This is a genomic window from Thiomicrospira pelophila DSM 1534, assembly GCF_000711195.1.
In the GTDB taxonomy this organism is placed as follows: Bacteria; Pseudomonadota; Gammaproteobacteria; order Thiomicrospirales; family Thiomicrospiraceae; genus Thiomicrospira; species Thiomicrospira pelophila.
On record NZ_JOMR01000001.1, the window covers coordinates 1,494,472 to 1,510,674 of the forward strand.

12 protein-coding genes are annotated in these 16,203 nt (G+C 46.3%); 8 read left to right on the forward strand and 4 right to left on the reverse strand.

Annotated features, from left to right (window positions below; genetic code table 11):
• Positions 1-23 precede the first annotated feature (23 nt).
• Entirely contained in the window at positions 24-389 is a 366-nt protein-coding gene (locus tag N746_RS0107155) for a TetR/AcrR family transcriptional regulator C-terminal domain-containing protein (protein ID WP_029935255.1), read from the reverse strand.
• Complete coding sequence (locus N746_RS0107160; protein ID WP_029935257.1) at positions 374-622, reverse strand: TetR/AcrR family transcriptional regulator; 249 nt, start codon at positions 620-622, stop codon at positions 374-376. Before N746_RS0107160 ends, N746_RS0107155 begins: the two co-directional genes overlap by 16 nt.
• A gap of 124 nt (positions 623-746) precedes the next feature.
• Here N746_RS0107160 and N746_RS0107165 point away from each other — a divergent pair, with 124 nt between their 5' ends.
• The 4 genes from N746_RS0107165 to N746_RS0107180 all read left to right on the forward strand — a co-directional run bounded on the left by N746_RS0107165 (position 747) and on the right by N746_RS0107180 (position 6,981).
• Positions 747-1,877, forward strand: coding sequence for an efflux RND transporter periplasmic adaptor subunit (locus tag N746_RS0107165; RefSeq protein WP_029935260.1), 1,131 nt, complete (start codon positions 747-749; stop codon positions 1,875-1,877).
• 11 nt (positions 1,878-1,888) lie between these two features.
• Positions 1,889-5,038 (forward strand): efflux RND transporter permease subunit, encoded by a 3,150-nt coding sequence (locus N746_RS0107170; protein WP_029935262.1) that lies wholly within the window; start codon positions 1,889-1,891, stop codon positions 5,036-5,038.
• Positions 5,035-6,450: an efflux transporter outer membrane subunit gene (locus N746_RS0107175; protein WP_051678571.1), complete on the forward strand. Its 1,416-nt coding sequence runs from the start codon at positions 5,035-5,037 to the stop codon at positions 6,448-6,450. The genes N746_RS0107170 and N746_RS0107175 overlap by 4 nt, the downstream gene beginning before the upstream one ends.
• Before the next feature lie 111 nt (positions 6,451-6,561).
• Positions 6,562-6,981, forward strand: a complete 420-nt coding sequence (locus N746_RS0107180; protein ID WP_051678572.1) for a hypothetical protein — start codon at positions 6,562-6,564, stop codon at positions 6,979-6,981.
• A gap of 17 nt (positions 6,982-6,998) precedes the next feature.
• On the opposite strand, the gene N746_RS0107185 is transcribed toward N746_RS0107180, so the two are convergent.
• Positions 6,999-7,607 carry an arylesterase gene (locus tag N746_RS0107185; RefSeq protein WP_029935268.1) on the reverse strand — a complete coding sequence of 203 codons (609 nt, stop codon included), beginning with the start codon at positions 7,605-7,607 and terminating at the stop codon, positions 6,999-7,001.
• Between the two features lie 27 nt (positions 7,608-7,634).
• Here N746_RS0107185 and N746_RS0107190 point away from each other — a divergent pair, with 27 nt between their 5' ends.
• Positions 7,635-8,309, forward strand: coding sequence for an ABC transporter ATP-binding protein (locus N746_RS0107190; RefSeq protein ID WP_029935270.1), 675 nt, complete (start codon positions 7,635-7,637; stop codon positions 8,307-8,309).
• Positions 8,309-10,807, forward strand: a complete 2,499-nt coding sequence (locus N746_RS0107195; protein ID WP_051678573.1) for an ABC transporter permease — start codon at positions 8,309-8,311, stop codon at positions 10,805-10,807. Before N746_RS0107190 ends, N746_RS0107195 begins: the two co-directional genes overlap by 1 nt.
• A 69-nt stretch (positions 10,808-10,876) precedes the next feature.
• Here the strand turns inward: N746_RS0107195 and ilvA are convergent, their stop codons facing one another.
• Positions 10,877-12,400: a threonine ammonia-lyase, biosynthetic gene (gene ilvA, locus N746_RS0107200; RefSeq protein ID WP_029935274.1), complete on the reverse strand. Its 1,524-nt coding sequence runs from the start codon at positions 12,398-12,400 to the stop codon at positions 10,877-10,879.
• A gap of 189 nt (positions 12,401-12,589) precedes the next feature.
• Between ilvA and N746_RS0107205 the strand changes: the two genes are divergently transcribed.
• Together N746_RS0107205 and N746_RS0107210 are read left to right on the forward strand one after the other, a co-directional pair.
• A complete protein-coding gene (locus N746_RS0107205) occupies positions 12,590-14,680 on the forward strand; it encodes a TonB-dependent receptor (protein ID WP_029935277.1) in 2,091 nt (696 codons plus the stop codon).
• 9 nt (positions 14,681-14,689) lie between these two features.
• Positions 14,690-16,069: a 4Fe-4S binding protein gene (locus tag N746_RS0107210; protein WP_038125923.1), complete on the forward strand. Its 1,380-nt coding sequence runs from the start codon at positions 14,690-14,692 to the stop codon at positions 16,067-16,069.
• Positions 16,070-16,203: the final 134 nt, after the last annotated feature.

Genomic DNA, 16,203 nt, shown 5'->3' on the forward strand with positions numbered 1-16,203 from the left:
TTGTCCGTTCAATAGTGAAAAACCTAACAAGGCATAATGCCTTTCAAAAAAATACGCGTGGCTTGAGCTAAAGCTTGCTCACGCTCCTGTTTACAAACCGCATCGCCAAACAAAGCTTTAAAATACATCGGCCCCTTTATCATCTCAATAAATTGATAAGCCGCAAGGTCATAATCCTCAATCTGCAAAGCGTGCTTAGCCGATTGGTTACGTAAATAATTCGATAACACCCGCGTGATTTTATGTGGACCATTTTCGAGGAAAATGCGCTGAACTTCAGCTTGATCGCCACTGTTATCGTTCAATACGAGTCGATATATTAATAATGCATCCGGCTGAAACATCAGCTCCTGCATCTCACGGCCAAATTTAGTTAAGGAATCTTGCAAACTATCCGTCCAAAACTCATCGGCGTGGAATTGCGAAAATAAGCCTCAAACAAACCCAGTTTATTGCCGAAAAACTTATATACCGTGCCCAGCGAACCACCGGATCGACGTACAATTTCATTAATACTAGCTCCAGCATAACCCTGCTCGGCAAACACCTCACCAGCCGCCTCTAAAATTCGTTCGTGACGTTCATAACCACGTTTAGTTAAGGGGGTTTGACACTGTTCCATAAACTTTCCATTAAACCTTTTATTACATTCATTATAGTCTATAACCATATAGTTTATGCGCTTGACCAAAGTGTAATGTATGCTACACTATTAACAATTTTAATCAACATGGAAGAGCTGAACCATGAAACACTCTATTCAATCACTCCTGAAAACTTCTTTAATTTCAGGCCTTTTTGCGTTCTCAAGCTCGGTTTTTGCGCAGACCCCGCCGCCCTTGCCTGTCAAAACTTTGACCATAGAAAAAACAAATGTGCCTTTGTCTTATACCTACCCAGCTAGAGTCCAAAGTGCCAGTCAAATTGAAATTCATGCACGTGTGAGTGGCTTATTATTAGAAAAGCATTATCAGGATGGCGAGCAGGTCAAAGCCGGCGACCTGCTTTATACAATTGACCCCAAGCCTTATCAAGCGACAGTTAACCGTGCTAAAGCCCAAGTTTTAATGGAGCAAGCTAAATTGCGCCAAGCTGAACGTGAGAAAAAACGAGTGGAAGGCTTGTATCGTGAAAAAGCGGTGAGTGAGCAAGAGCGCGACCAAGCTATTTCGGCTTACGAGTTAGCTCAAGCAGGCCTGGTGGGTGCGCAAGCCGCGCTACAAGAAGCTCAGCTTAACTTGGATTACACCCAAGTGACTGCACCAACCCAAGGTTTAACTGGACAAAGAATGCATAGCGTGGGTGATTTAGTTGGGCGCGATTATGGCGCAACCCATTTAACCAACATCACACAGTTAGATCCAATTGAAGTGCATTTTTCAATTGTTGAAAAAGAGTTTGTTGAACGCGAAACGCAAATTCAGCAAGGTCAAATTCGTTACCAAAATGGCGCATCCCCAACTGTTTCGGTCACCCATTTAGGAGAAACTGTTAAGGGGCAACTCGACTATCGTGGTCACCAAGTAGAAACGGCTACTGGCAGCGTTAAGCTACGTGCCCGCTTTGACAACCCAAACAAAAGCTTATTACCGGGTGCGTTTGTGCATGTCGATTTAACCGGAATTGAAGCGGTAAATGTGATTCAGATCCCACAAAAAGCCGTATTACAAATCGGGACACAGTCATTTGTGTATGTCGTCAAAGACGATAAAGCCACAATGCTACCAGTCGACCTTCAAACTCAAGTCGGCAATAGCTGGTTAATTAAGAAAGGACTTGAGCCGGGAGATCAATTAATTACCAATAACCTGGTTAAATTACGCCCTAACGCACCCGTGGCCATTCAATCTGACGACGCTGAAAAAGCGGCGCAATAAGGAGCCCCTGCATGTTCTCTAAATTCTTTATCGAACGCCCGGTCTTTGCCAGCGTCATGTCGATCGTGATTGTGCTGGTCGGCTTACTAACCATGCGTGGTTTGCCAGTCGCCGAGTATCCAGAAATTGTCCCACCGCAGGTCACCGTGAGCACCATGTATGCGGGTGCGAGTGCAGAAACCATTGCCGATACGGTTGCGGCGCCGCTGGAGCAAGAGTTAAACGGCATCGAAAACATGCTTTACATTAACTCGGTCGCCTCCTCGGCGGGTAGTGTCAGTGTTAGTTTAACCTTTGAAGTCGGCACCAATATTAACGAAGCCGTAATGAACGTGAACAACAAGGTGCAAGCGGCGATTAACCGTTTGCCCCAAGAGGTTCAACGCGTTGGGGTGCAGGTTAATAAGCGTTCGCCTAGCATTCTAAAGGTGATTGCACTCTACTCCGGTGATGAAAGTCGAGATACCGTGTTTGTCGCTAACTACGGCTTAATTAACGTGGTAGACGAACTCAAACGTATTCCAGGCGTGGGCGAAGTGCGTCAATTTGGCTCGAAAGATTATTCGATGCGAATTTGGTTAGATCCCAACCGCATGGCCAAATATGGCGTGACCCCGAACGACGTATCAGTGGCGATTCGTGATCAGAACTCTCAATTTGCCGCCGGTCAGATCGGTCAAGAACCGCTTTATAACGAGCAAGATTTTACCTACACCGTCATTACCGAAGGCCGCCTAAATACTGCAGAAGCCTTTGGCAATATTGTATTGCGTGCCAACCAAGACGGTTCGATGTTGAAAATTAAAGACATCGCACGGGTTGATTTAGGTTCGGAACGCTATAACTTTGATGCCACCTTTAATGGTAAACCGACCGTGCCGATTGGGATCTTCTTGCAAACCGATGCGAATGCACTTGAAGTATCAAAATTGGTGGATGAAAAACTAGCACAACTCGCTGAACGTTTCCCACAAGGCATTGACTACGAAGTGCCTTATGACACCACTAAGTTTGTAAAGGTGTCGATTGAGCAGGTTATTTACACCTTCATTGAAGCCTTGGTATTGGTGTCGTTTATCGTGTTTTTGTTCTTACAGAATGCGCGCGCTACCTTGATTCCGCTGATTGCGATTCCGGTTTCGATTATCGGCACCTTTTCGATTATCGGCACCTTTATTGGGTTTGAATTACTGGGCTTTTCGATCAACCAACTCACCCTTTTCGGTATGATTTTGGCGATCGGTATCGTGGTCGATGATGCGATTATCGTGGTCGAAAACGTCGAGCGTATTATGCGCCAAGATAAACTTCGCCCCAAAGAAGCCACCATCAAAGCGATGAAAGAACTCACCAGCCCGCTGATTGCGATTGTATTGGTGTTATCGGCGGTATTTATACCGGTAGCCTTCATTGGTGGCTTCAGTGGTGAGATGTATAAGCAGTTTGCTATTACCATTGTCGTATCGGTCGCGATATCAGGCCTGGTGGCTTTAACCTTAACCCCAGCTTTATGTGCCACCTTACTTAAAGACGAAGAGCATACACCCCACCGCTGGTTTGGCTGGTTTAACCGAAGCTTTGATTGGTTAACCAACAAATTCAGCACCGGTGTCGCCAAGGTTATGCGTTATAGCTTATTAAGCCTGCTGTTATTTGTAGTGTTGGGGGCTTTAGCGGTTCAACAATTGCAAAGCTTGCCAAAAAGTTTAGTACCACAAGAAGACAAAGGCAGCATTTTAGTCGTGAGCTATCTACCGCCTGCCTCGTCTCTGTCAAGAACTGAAGAAGTGCGTGATCAAATTAACGACCAGTTAATGGCACACCCTGCCGTTGAATACGCGACGCTATTTGCCGGTTTTGATATCCAAACCTTTGCGCTTAAAACCGATTCGGCGGCGGGCTTTGTCGGCCTAAAACCTTGGGATGAGCGCCAGTCGGATGATATGAAAATTGACGCGGTAGTGGGTCAATTGTTTGGTCAATTTATGGGGCACGATGAAGCCTTTACCATGCCAATTGCGATGCCAACCATTACGGGCATGAGCATGACTGGTGGGGTTGAAGGTTATATTCAAAACCGGATGGGTGCCAGTACCTCGGATTTAAGTGAGCTGATGGACAAAATTGTCGGCGCGGCGAATGCCCGCCCAGAATTACAAAGTGTCCGCACCACTTTCTCTACCAAAACACCGCAGTACGAGGCGATTTTAGATCGTGAAAAAGCCTTGGCGATGCAGGTTTCGATAAATGAAGCTTTCGCAGCGATGCAATCCACTTTTGGTAGCTTGTATGTGAATGACTTCAACTTGTTTGGGCGCACCTTCCGCGTCAATATGCAGGCGGAATCCAAATACCGTGAAACGGCCGACAATTTAAAAGACGTGTTTGTACGTTCTGCGACCGGTGAAATGGTTTCGCTAGCGAACCTGATTGACTTCAAACGCATCACCGGTGCCGATGTAGTGGATCGCTTTAACCTCTTTCCGGCGGCCAAAATCACCGCTGAACCCAAACCAGGTTATAGCTCAGGCGATGCGATGAAAGCCCTGCAAGAAGTGGTGGATGAACTCGCCCCACAAGGCTTTACTCTAGGCTGGGTTGGTTCAGCTTATCAAGAGGAATTGTCAGCTGGCGCCGGTAGCCAAGCCTTCTTATTTGGTCTACTGATCGTATTCTTAATTCTAGCCGCGCAATATGAGCGTTGGACCTTACCACTTGCGGTGGTACTCGCGGTGCCTTTCGCCGTACTTGGGGCCGCCCTGGCGACTAAATTGGCGGGGCTGGATAACGACATTTACTTTGAACTTGGACTATTAACCCTGATTGGTTTGTCGGCTAAGAACGCGATATTGATCGTCGAATTTGCGATGCAAAAACGCGCCCAAGGCATGAGTTTGTTGGATGCCTCACAAGAAGCCGCGCGTATGCGTTTCCGCCCAATTGTAATGACTTCGTTAGCCTTTACCATGGCGGCCATTCCGTTGATGTTAAGTGAAGGTGCCGGTGCGGCGGCACGTAATGCGGTTGGCACCGGCGTGGTAGGTGGTATGATTCTAGCCACCTTCCTCGCCCCATTATTTATTCCGATGTTCTTCCGTTGGGTTGCGACCTTCTCTGAATGGTTAGGTCAACGGAAGAATCGCGCAGGAGAAACCTCATGATTCGTACCACGCGTAAAATTTTACCGCTCAGTTTGATGTTGGTTTTAGCGGGTTGTTCGCAGATGCCTAACTACGAAAAGCCGCAAACCGATTTACCGCAAACAATTGGCGAAATTCAACAAGCACCAGGCCTGGTGATCCCTGAAACTGAACAGGCCTGGTGGTTGCAGTTTGATGATGCCACTTTACAGGCCATGCTGGACAAAGCCTTGGAACGTAATGCCGATTTTAATATCGCACAACAGCGTTTATTCCAAGCTCGCGCCGCCTTAACCCAAGGTCGCGCCGAGCACTGGCCCAGCTTGCAAGTGCAAGGTGGTTTAGGCCGCCAACAAACCAGCGACAATGCCCCACAAGCTCCAGGTGCAGAATTCGAAAGCTATAACCTGGACGGCCTAATCAGTTATGAAGTTGATTTATGGGGACGCGTGCGCTCAAACCAACTGCGTTTAAGCGCCGAGTATGAAGCCATGCAAGCCGACACCCAAGCTTTGCGTTTGAGCTTAACTTCTGCGGTGGCCACCAGTTATTTCAACTTGCGCGCACTCGATCAAATGGTGTCTATTGCGCGCAACACGGTCAGTTCTCGCCAAGAAAACTTACAGTTGCGCCAACGCCAGTATGAGTTGGGTCGTTTAACCCAACTGGCCGTGCAGCAAGCTGAAGTGGAATTAACGCGTGTTGAAATTGAGTTAATTAATTTAGAACAACAACGTGATGTCCAACGCCATGCCCTAAGTTTGTTAGTGGGTGACACGCCCGCCCAAATGGTCAAAGCTAGCCAAGCTGAAGCTGGTAACGGCGGGTTTACGGATACCGAAATTCCGGCTTTGCATTCGGATTTAGCGTCCGAGTTATTAATGCGTCGTCCCGACATTCAAGCCGCTGAGCAACGTCTTATTGCGGCCAATGCCAATATTGGTGTAGCACGAGCCGCCCTATTCCCTAAACTAAGTTTAAACGGCTTAATTGGAGTTAATAGTAACTCGGTAGATACCTTGTTTGATGGCAATTCAACCCGTTGGCAAGCCCAAGCCGGTCTAACCGCGCCGATTTTTAATGCCGGTTCCTTACGCGCTCAGGTGCAAATCAGCGAAGCGGAACAACAGATCATGTTGAACCAGTATCAACAAACTTTGCGCCAAGCCTTTGCTGAAGCGTTAGATGCCTTAAACATGCATAAACGTTCAGAACGCCAGCTTGATGTTCAACAACGTCAAGTGATCGCATTGCGCAGCACCTTGGATTTGGCGCAAAAACGTTTTGATTCGGGCTATTCAAGCTACCTAGAAGTGTTGGATGCTCAACGTACTTTATTTGATGCTGAAGTCGCGATGGTCACCACCAAGCGTAATTATCTGAACGCTAGCATTGAACTCTACAAAGCCTTGGGCGGTCATTGGCAAGGCTAACACTAAGTTAAAACCTTTCAGGTTCCGCATTATGCCAACCACCAGGCCTGGTGATCCGCATCACCGGGCCTTTTTGTTTTATAATGGCGCGAAAATTATCGGAATAAAAACATGAGTTCAAACGCTTTAACCCTCGGCATTCAAGTTTCTTATCAAGGTCAGGTGCACCACTTTAAAGCACCCATTGATTTAGATGCGCGTTTAGCTAAACACGGTGCATTACCAGACTTTCATGATTGGGTCGCGCGCGCCAGCCAAGTGGATACCTATTCATATCTATTTGAAGCCATGCAAATGGAGCCAGTTGAGATTTTAGGTGCCCAAGGTCGCGCAGCCGATTTTGTGGTGAATGGCGTGTTTGATGAGGCTGGTTTTATTGAAGATTGGCACCAGAAAAACGCGCTGCCTAGCCTGCAACGCTTAGCTAAACAACTGTTAGACATTGAGGACTTAGATCAACACCCCATGCTGAAGCAAGCTCTATTGGCCGCCTATCAACAAGGTTTTCAAGCGAATCAGCCTGCGTCTTAAATCCGCTTAAATCTGTTTTAATCTTGCGAAAGAATTAAGCGGGTCAACTTTGGCCACAATCGTTGCAATATGATCGGCTGAGCTTTGGGGTTAGGGTGCAAAGCATCGTTTTGCATTAAGTCTGGATCTAACGCCACATCTTCTAGAAAAAACGGGTCCAAATCTAACTGATAGGTTTCGGCCAAACTCAGATAGGTTTGCGCTAAACGCGCATCGTAAGCCGGCCCATAATTAGTTGGCAACCGAATACCTAACAACAGCACTTTAGCACCGGCTTGCTGACTGATCTCAATCATGCTTGCTAGGTTATGTTCTGTCGTGCTTAAATTTTGACCACGCAATGCATCATTTGCCCCCAGTTCCAAAATGACATAGCTTGGCTGATGACGTTTAATCAGATTCGGTAAACGTTGTAAACCACCCGACGTGGTCTCTCCGCTCAAACTCGCGTTCACCACGTTAATATTGAACAATTTATCCTGAGTTTGTTTATTCAATTTTTGTTGTAATAAAGCCACCCAACCTTGCTCAGTCGACATACCATAAGCCGCGCTTAAACTGTCGCCCATAACCAGCATCACGTCTTGCGACTGGGCTTGAACGGGGTTAGTATTGAACCCAAACATTATGATTAAAAAAACGAATAGGCTAATATGAAAACAAGCTCGGTACTTCAGTTGAAGGATGTTCACTACCAGGTGTCCTCTGCGCAAGAAAATATCTCTATCTTAAAGGGCTGCAACCTAGATGTCGAGCCGAATCAAAGCTTAGCTATTGTCGGGCGTTCAGGTTCAGGCAAATCCACGCTATTGGCCTTAATGGCTGGATTAGACACCCCCACTTCAGGTGAAATTGAGTTACTCGGACATTCAATGAACCAATTAAGCGAAGACCAACGCGCCCAAGTCCGCGCCTTAAAAGTGGGATTTGTCTTTCAGAATTTTCAACTCATGCCAGGGATGAACGCGCTGGAAAATGTAATGATGCCGCTGGAATTATTTGGCGTGGACCAAGCACGTGAACGCGCTGAAGCGGCACTGGAGAAAGTGGGCTTAAGCCACCGTTTAACTCACACACCGCGTGCCTTATCCGGTGGTGAACAACAACGCGTCGCAATTGCGCGCGCGATTGTCACCGAACCCGACATTTTGTTTGCAGATGAACCCACAGGCAACCTAGACGAAACCACAGCTAAACAAGTCCAAGATTTATTATTTGATTTGCAACAACACACTACATTGGTTCTGGTCACGCATGACCGGGCCTTTGCACAACTTTGCCAACGCCAAGTTACCCTGCAACACGGTCAACTTGAGGACGGCTTATAATGCGCGCCAACACCGGAATAGTCTCTAGTTTTAAAGCGGCTAGCTTGTGGTTTATGCGCGGATTTAGGCGTGGAGACTGGCTTTGGTTATGGCTGGCGGTGGTGGTCGCCAGTTCGAGTGTGACCCTGGTTGAACAATTGGCTCACACCGTTCATCAAAGCATGCTAGCAAAATCGGCCGAATCCTTGTCCGCGGACTTGGTGATTCGTTCCAGCCGTCCGATCGAACCGACTTGGGCCAAGCAGGCTCAAGCAGATGGTCTGGACACCAGTGCAAACATCACCCTCACAACCATGGCCATGTTTAACGATCAGTTTCAAATGGTGCAACTAAAAGGTATCGAGGCTAACTACCCACTGCGTGGTGCATTGCAAACGAAACAACAAACTTCGCTTAGTCAGGTGCAAAGCGATCAAATATTGGCCGACCCACAACTCAACGGGTTAATTGATTTAAAGCTAGGCGACACACTCACTTTAGGGCGTAAAGAATTTAAGGTGCGAGATTGGTTAAGTGGACAGGACGTATTTCAAGCTACTTTTTCGCAATTCGCGCCGCAAGTGATTTTGCCGCTCAATCAACTTGATGGCTTAGGTTTAATTGGCCCGGGCAGCCGGGTTAATTACGAATTGGGTTTTAGTGGCGACCCGGCTACTCTCGCACGCTGGCAGAAACAGTTAGAAAATGAAGCTCAAGCGCATTGGCAAATTATTAACGCACGGGCACCGACACCGGATTTAGAAAAATCCTTAGATACGGCTTGGTTGTTTTTAGACTTATCCGCCTTGGCAACCGTACTCATTGCCGGGCTTGCGATTCTAATCGCCAGTCGATTCTATTTACAGCGTTGGACGGCTTCGATGGCGCTGATGCGCGCCAGTGGTGCATCCAATCTTCAATTAACCGGTTTATTTGCGATTCAACTCATGTTGCTCGCGCTGATCGGCAGCGTGATTGGGGTTTTGATTGGCCAAGGCTTATTTCAACTGCTGCGGCCCATATTGGATAATTACTTCGACCCATTAGTCATTACCGGTTATGGACGTGCCATCGGCTTAGGTCTGTTAAGTGGTACATTAGCGCTTTGGACCTTTGCTTGGCCGGCATTTCGACAAGCCACACGCGTCTCACCTTTACAAGTCCTGCGAATGGGAGATACACGTTACAGCGCCACTGCGATGTTATTAGTCAGCTTATTGTTGTTAGTTGGTTTAATGTGGCTTTTACTCAGCACGCAAGTTATTTTATGGGCCGTTCCGGTGTTGTTAATCAGCGCAGCCTTGTTGTACGGCGTAGCACAAGGCTTGCTTTGGTTGATTAGTAAACTGCAGCCTTTTAGCTCAGGTTGGTTGCGTTTGTCTTTAGCCGCCTTAGCCCGTGAACCAGGCCTGGTGACTTTGCAGTTAATCTCGTTAGGCTTAGTGGTGTTCATTTTGGTGCTCATGACGTTTGTGCGCCAAGACTTATTGCAAAACTGGCAAGCTTCCTTACCAGAAAACACCCCTAATACCTTTATGATGAATATTCAACCGAATCAAGCTGGATCAGTGAACCAGCTGTTACAAAGTAAACAACTACAAGCTGACTTAGTACCCATGGTACGCGGTCGATTGGTTGCACTAAACGAGCAGACCTTACGCATACAAGATCAAGACGAAGGCCGCGCGCAACGTTTATTGGAGCGCGAAGCCAATATAGCGTTATTAGAAAACCCACCCGGCTACAATCGCATCACACAACAGTTAAGCGCTGACCAGCGTTCGGATTTACCCGGCGTGTCAGTGGAAGCCGAAATTGCGGAGTTATTGAATTTAAAATTAGGTGATCGCTTAACCTTTGATTTGATTGGTCAGCGTTTCAGTTATCAACTGGTGAGCCTACGAGAGGTAGAATGGCAAAGTTTCCGGCTTAATTTCTTTTTTATCTTAGAACCGGTAGCCGACCAAAACTTACCGATCAGTTACATCACTAACTTTAAATCCGATTTATCAAAAGCGGAAACCGCAGGTTTACGCAAAGCGATCAATAATGAAGTTCCAGGCGTGTTGTGGATTGATGCGCGAGATATGATTGGTCAAATTCAGCAAATTATGCAACAAGCCTCAATGGCGGTGAGTTTACTGTATGTGTTTACCTTAGTGTCGAGTTTGATTGTTATTTTTACGGCTACTCAAGCCTCGCAACTTGGACGCTTGCGTAGCTGGTTGTTGCTTCGAACATTAGGCGCACGCCAAACCGACATCGTCAAAATTGGTTTAACCGAGTTTGTATTAATTGGTTTATTAGCCGGTGTGTTTGCCGCCTTTCTCGGGCAAATCACCAGTGGTATGATTGCGTTTTTCTGGTTGGATATGACACCACAACTGAATCCAACATTATGGCTGATCTCAGTAGGTATGAGTAGTTTGCTATTATTGATGATTGGCTGGCTAACTCAACGACGTTCGCTAAAGCAGACGCCAAAACAGTTATTACAACAACTGCAAGCCGATAGCTAATTTAAGGATTTTAAGAAGGTGGAGGCCGAAGCCCTCAAGCACCAGGCCTGGTGCTTGAGGGCTTCGTTGTTAGTGAGTGTTTAAAAATAAGTGGTAACCCGGATTATCCTGCTCGCAGATAAACGGATATTTCAGCTCATTTAAATAGATTTCAAATGCATCCTTTTGCACCGGTGGCACCTGCACACCTACCAATACTCTTCCATACGCATCGCTATGGTTTCGATAATGGAACAAGCTGATGTTCCACTCCTCGCTCATTCGACTTAAAAAGTTGAGCAAAGCCCCCGGGCGTTCAGGAAACTCAAAACGATATAAGGTTTCGTTTTGCAAACCTTCGGCCTTGCCACCTATCATATGGCGCAGGTGCAGTTTGGCCATTTCGTTTTCTGACATATCTTCAACTTCATAACCTTTTCCACGCAAACTATCAATTAGCTGATGCTGCTCGGCTCGTCCGCCTTCGGTCCGCACGCCAACAAATACAATTGCTTGTTTAGAATCGGCATAACGATAGTTAAACTCAGTAATAGCTCGGCGTGCGCCTAGGTCCTCACAGAACTGTTTAAAGCTACCCGGCTCTTCTTTGATTTTTACCGCAAAAATAGCTTCGCGTTTCTCACCAAACTCGGTGCGCTCAGCAATATGATGCAAACGATCAAAATTCATATTCGCGCCACTAACGATCGCCGCCATTTCCAAACCAGCCACTTCACGCTGGGCGACAAATTTTTTCAAACCGGCCACGGCTAGCGCACCAGCCGGTTCAGCAATCGCACGGGTATCTTCAAACACGTCTTTAATCGCCGCGCAGATTTCATCGGTGCTGACGGTAATCATTTCATCCACGCAGGTTTGAGCAATGCGGAACGGAATCTCCCCCACTTGCGCCACGGCCACACCGTCGGCAAATAACCCGACTTGCTTTAATACTACACGTTCATTAGCTTTAAGTGCTTCGGTCATACACGCTGAATCTTCGGGTTCAACGCCCACAACACGCGTACTTGGCCAGACTTGTTTCAATACCGCAGCGATACCCGCAATCAGTCCACCACCGCCCACACAAACAAACACAACATCCAAAGGTTTCGGATGCTGACGTAACATTTCCAATGCCACCGTACCTTGGCCGGCAATCACATCATAATCGTCATAAGGATGAATAAAGGTGTAATGATGCTCACGCATCAACTGATTGGCGTGTACCGAAGCTTCATCAAACGCATCACCATGCAGCACCACCTCCGCACCTAAGCGTTTAACAGCATTTACTTTGATTGGTGGTGTGGTTTTTGGCATCACAATCGTGGCCTTTATGCCCATTTTATTAGCGGCTAGTGCGACACCCTGTGCATGATTGCCAGCCGAAGCGGCAATCACACCGGCTTGTTTTTGCTCGTCTGTCAGTTTCACCATGCAGGCGTAGGCGCCACGCAATTTAAACGAAAATACCGGCTGCAAATCTTCACGTTTTAACCAAACTTTGTTTTGCATACGCTGAGACAAAAGCGGTGCCATTTCAAGCGGCGTTTCATCGGCTACGTCGTAAACCGGCACGGTTAAGACTCGTTTTAAAACTTGTTCGGGCATGAGATTCCCCTTTGTGATAATGCAGGCATTATACCAAGGCGCAACGCTATTCGAGAAAATTCGCAACCAGGCCTGCTACTTACCATTCAAACTTAGATTCAGTCGATCAAAACTTCTCAATAGTTTCTCAATAGTCCTTATTTATATTGTGGATAAAATAGCCTCACCTAAAATTACAAGGATGATCCGATGCAGCATAAACGTCTATATTTAGCCCTAACGACCTTACTCTTTGCCCCCACCTGCGTTATGGCGGAAAACCAACTGGATACTATTAGTATCACCGCTACAAAAATAGAACGTGAATCTAAAACCGTTCCACAAAGCGTATACGTCATTGATGAAAAGCAAATTGAAACTGAAAATGCCACCAGCATTAATGAAGTGATCAGCAATATTCCCGGCGTCACCGCCGTCAGTAAGAACAATGGCTATGATTCTCGACTCATTATCCGAGGTGCTGGATTAAAGGCTCCTTATGGCGTGCGTGAGATCATGGTGATTCGTGATGGCGTACCGATGACCGATCCGGACAGCTTCACCCGTTTTGATGTCATTGATATTGATGATATTGAATCGGTCGAAGTGTATAAAGGGCCGGGTTCAATTTTCGCCAGTAATGCCACCGGTGGCGTGGTATTTATCCAATCAAAATCCGTGTTTGACGACCAACAGGATCGTGTAAAAGTCGGCTATGGCAGCTTTAACACCGTCAAACTGAATGCCAAAAAATCACTACAACTGTCTGATACAGATAATATTTCGATCAACGTCTCACATCGCCAGTCAGAAAACAGCTGGCGCGATTGGAATAAATTTGACACATCCCAGTTCAGTATTAAACACGGTCACTTTTTTGACGATGACTCGGTGCTTGAAACCGAGATTGCTTACACCCAAGCCAACCTGCAACTACCTCAATCCTTGAGTGCTGCAGAGTTTGAAGCTTATAAAGATACCGGCGAAACCACCAACACCAGCAGCGCCTGGCAAAAGAGTGGTCGCTATTCTAATACCTTGTTTATTAACAGCCGCTATGAAACCACGATGGGTGAATTCGACTTTAAACCCCAAGTATATATGACTCGCTGGGATCATTTTCACCCAGTTACCGGCATGATTAACGACTCACAAGACAATACCGTTATTGGTACCGATCTATCCTGGAGCCGTAGTCACGATTTTTTCAACATGCCTTCTGAACAGATTTTCGGACTAGGCTTGCGTGCTGATATTCAAAACGATGCCAAGAAATACGAATACGCGGATATTACCACCGGATTTGGCGGACGCATCACTCAAGTTAACTCAGATGAAAAAGGCAATTTAGCCAATATTGAAGACAGCGACAGCCAAATTTATAGCGCCTACTTTCAAGAGTCTTTCACACCGAGTTCAAAGTGGGTCATAGACCTAGGTATTCGCACCGATATTTTGAACATGAACATCAAAGGCACCGAATATTCAAGTTACAACTTTTCAACTGGTGTATATGAAGCAGGCGATGGTGATTTTAAATATCAAGAATCCTATCAACTCATCTCCCCAAAAATTGGCGCTAGTTATGCTTTAACTGACACACTGAATGTGTTTGCGATTGCCGTTTCGGCCAACCAGGCACCAACTGTGAGTGAGATGCAAGCCAATCAAACTTACGACAAGGGCGACCTAAAAGGTTCGACCTCAAGCAATTTTGAATTTGGCTTAAAACAGCGTGGTCATAAACTCAGTGCGGATTTAAATGTCTACTACACCCAACTGGTTGATGAAATCGTTTCGGTAAAAGGCGGCAGCTTTCCAAACCTTTATACTTACTATGAAAATGCCGGTAAAAGTGAACGCAAAGGCATTGAATTAAGCGCACAATACCAAACCACATCAGATCTCAGCCTTGGCGCTAATGCGAGCGCGATGGATTATAGATATATCGACTATGTCAGCTCAGGCACAGATTACTCTAATAACCGCCCTCGTTTTATTCCTGACTATCAATATGCTCTATTTGCCAATTGGCATAAACAGGCGTATTCCGCTCGAGTCGAAGCAATTGGCTTTGGTCCCTACTATATTGATGATGCCAATACGGAACGTGATCAAGGGTATGACGGGGTATTCAATTTAATGCTTGGTTACAGCAAACAATCCCATCTTGTAAACCTAAGTGTGCGTAATCTATTAGACAAACGCTATGCTCAAGAAGTTTCGGCATCCTACGGTGGAAACCTCTATACCCCGGGCGCGCCAAGAAGCCTGATGCTGACCTATCAATATAAATACTAGGAGCCGGATATGAAAGTAGTTGAACGCCAATCGAGTCGTTTGAATCTATTACGCTGGCCGGTCATCGGCTGGTTTTTTAATCACACGCCGACCATGCAAGTCATGCGAGTTATCGTATTGGCAATGATGGTCAGCGCGATTTATTTCGGTTTGGTTTATCCAACCGAAGACCTCAACCCATACACCGGAGCGATTTTTTGGTCGCTGTTTTGGCCGTTCTTTCTGATTGTCAGCATGGCGACCTTAGGCCCGATTTTTTGCGGCATTTGCCCGCACAGTTTTGTCGGAAAATACCTCAACAAAATCGGACCACAAAAACCGATCCCGGCTTGGCTAAAAAAGCGTTGGATCGGATTCGGGCTTTTACTGGCGGCTTATTGGGTTCCTATTTACGCCTTTCCTGACCTACTTAAAACGCCTTGGATTACCGCTTTGTTCTTTTTGGTATTAACCATTTTTGCCTGGGTTAGCTTTTATTTATTTAGAAACATGGCCTATTGTTCAAACCTATGCCCTATCGGATCAGTGACCAGTGCTTTTGGTAAAGTCGGCTTTGCCAAGCTAACTAGCGACCAAGACCACTGCACAAGTTGCCGTACATTTGACTGTATGAAAGCCTGCCAATGGAACCTTAAGCCTTACCTTTTTGAACAAAAAAATTCGATGGGCGACTGCACCCTATGCATGGATTGCACCAAAGCCTGTAATGCGGTCGAATTCAAGCTATCCAAGCCGTCTATTCAACTTTGGAAGCCCTCAAAAGCCAAAGAGCCTATGAATGTTTGGGTGTATGTTTGGTTGCTAGCGGTGATCTCCATTACCATGCGTTTCCATCACTCGTTAGGTCACTCTTCCATCAAAGAACAACTGCCTTGGGTACAAGCCGGAACTTGGATGAACCAGGCCTGGCCGATGCCAATGTTTGATTGGATTGGCGCGATTGCGTTGGGTATGGCGGTGGCTATCACTTTTGCGATCGTCTATGCCAGCTTCGCATTAAGCGCAAAACTGATTAATAAACCTTTTACGGAATACTTCCAGTCGGTGGGTCAAATGTTAGCCCCCTTAATGTTAATTGGTGGGTTAAGCCATGTTGGGAGTTTTTTCTTCTTACACTATGCCTCAGATGTCGGCAATGCGTGGTATTGGCTAATCGGCTCGTTCGACCAAATGCAACCGCTTGCCAGCTTTCGTGATGGTTGGGTGCACCTATTTGGATTGTTTAACTATGTCGCGGTGGTTTGGGCCATGTTTATTCTGCATAAACGTTTAGGGATGCTTGCCTTAAACGGACCAAAGCGCTTGGTTATATTTATGATTAGCGGCTCAATGATCTGGTTCTACCTATATCTAGTCGTACTACGGGCCATGATTCCTCGAGGACATTAAGTTTTAGCCAACCACCAGGCCTGGTGGTTGGTTTAGAACAAAAATTATAAGCTCTTCACCTACACAACTTAATTCCCTAAACCACGTAAAACCAAACAATTATCTCAAGACTGTTTCAATACTCTTTATTTTTA

Bases quoted from the DNA above. Each gene is read 5' to 3' on its own strand.
- N746_RS0107160 (WP_029935257.1), bottom strand. From the start codon at position 622: ATGGAACAGTGTCAAACCCCCTTAACTAAACGTGGTTATGAACGTCAC.
- N746_RS0107165 (WP_029935260.1), top strand. From the start codon at position 747: ATGAAACACTCTATTCAATCACTCCTGAAAACTTCTTTAATTTCAGGC.
- N746_RS0107170 (WP_029935262.1), top strand. From the start codon at position 1,889: ATGTTCTCTAAATTCTTTATCGAACGCCCGGTCTTTGCCAGCGTCATG.
- N746_RS0107175 (WP_051678571.1), top strand. From the start codon at position 5,035: ATGATTCGTACCACGCGTAAAATTTTACCGCTCAGTTTGATGTTGGTT.
- N746_RS0107180 (WP_051678572.1), top strand. From the start codon at position 6,562: ATGAGTTCAAACGCTTTAACCCTCGGCATTCAAGTTTCTTATCAAGGT.
- N746_RS0107185 (WP_029935268.1), bottom strand. From the start codon at position 7,607: ATGTTTGGGTTCAATACTAACCCCGTTCAAGCCCAGTCGCAAGACGTG.
- N746_RS0107190 (WP_029935270.1), top strand. From the start codon at position 7,635: ATGAAAACAAGCTCGGTACTTCAGTTGAAGGATGTTCACTACCAGGTG.
- N746_RS0107195 (WP_051678573.1), top strand. From the start codon at position 8,309: ATGCGCGCCAACACCGGAATAGTCTCTAGTTTTAAAGCGGCTAGCTTG.
- ilvA (WP_029935274.1), bottom strand. From the start codon at position 12,400: ATGCCCGAACAAGTTTTAAAACGAGTCTTAACCGTGCCGGTTTACGAC.
- N746_RS0107205 (WP_029935277.1), top strand. From the start codon at position 12,590: ATGCAGCATAAACGTCTATATTTAGCCCTAACGACCTTACTCTTTGCC.
- N746_RS0107210 (WP_038125923.1), top strand. From the start codon at position 14,690: ATGAAAGTAGTTGAACGCCAATCGAGTCGTTTGAATCTATTACGCTGG.